This window comes from Protofrankia sp. Cj3, assembly GCF_917627355.1.
Lineage (GTDB): Bacteria > Actinomycetota > Actinomycetes > Frankiales > Frankiaceae > Protofrankia.
In genome coordinates this window covers 1,499-2,514 of sequence record NZ_CAKJTR010000326.1, presented here as the reverse complement: position 1 = coordinate 2,514, position 1,016 = coordinate 1,499, and the positions used below count along the sequence as shown (strand labels likewise).

Below are 1,016 nucleotides of genomic sequence, written 5' to 3'. Positions count from 1 at the left end.
GCAAGCAGCGCGTCGTCCAGCACGGCCGCTGTGTGCACCACCGCGGTCAGCGGGTACGCCGCGGGTATCGAGGCCAGCACGTCGGCGAGCGCGCCACGGTCGGCTACGTCGCACGCGGCGATCGTGACCTTTGCGCCGAGCGCGTTCAGTTCGGCTTCCAGCTCGGCCGAGCCGGGGGCGTCGCGGCCACGACGGCTGATCAACAGTAGGTGTTCCGCTCCGTTGCGGGCGAGCCAGCGCGCGACGTGACCGCCGAGCGCACCGGTCCCACCCGTGATCACGGCTGTGCCCCGCGGCTGCCAGCGGCGCGCCCTGGGCGCACCGTCCACCGGCGCTCGCACCAGCCGCCGCACGAAGAGCCCGGATCCGCGTACGGCTATCTCGGTCTCGTCGCGCTGGTCGCCGAGCGCGGCGACCAGCTGGGCGCCGATCTGCTCGTCCACGGTCGCGGGCAGGTCGATCACGCCGCCCCAGCGGTCCGGGTGCTCGGCTGCGACGATCCCGCCCAGACCCCAGATGAGCGCCTGAACAGGGCTGGTCACCGGATTCGAAGGGCCGGTCGACACAGCTCCGCTGGTCACGCACCACAGCGGCGCGGTGACGTTCGCATCGTCGAGCGCCTGGATGAGCGCGACGTTCGCGGCGGCTCCCCAGGCAACGGCGGCGTGGTTCGGATGGCGCTCCTCGGCCAGCGACAGCAGTGACAGGACGCCGGCTGTCGCTTCGCCTGGTGGCGTCGGAGCATTGAGCGTTTCGCCCAGCAGCTCCACCAAGCGCCGCCGGTCGCAGTCCCGCGCGGTCACCGCGACCTGGCGGGTGTGAACACCCTGCTCGGTCAGAATCCGTCCGACGGACCGCACCCATCCGGTGCCGACATGACTGTCGGGAACCACCAGTAGCCAGCTGCCCGAGAGCGGACGCCTGGCTGTCTCGCGCGCAGCCCGCCAGGTGACGCGGTAGCGCCAGGAGTCGACGGTGGCGTGCACACGGCGCTCGTCCCACCACGACGCCAGGGC

General features: G+C 72.3%; 1 protein-coding gene. It reads right to left on the bottom strand.

Annotated elements, in window-relative coordinates:
- The coding region (locus MJ783_RS23175; protein ID WP_239313996.1) for a beta-ketoacyl reductase at window positions 1–1,016 on the bottom strand (1,016 nt) is incomplete at both ends.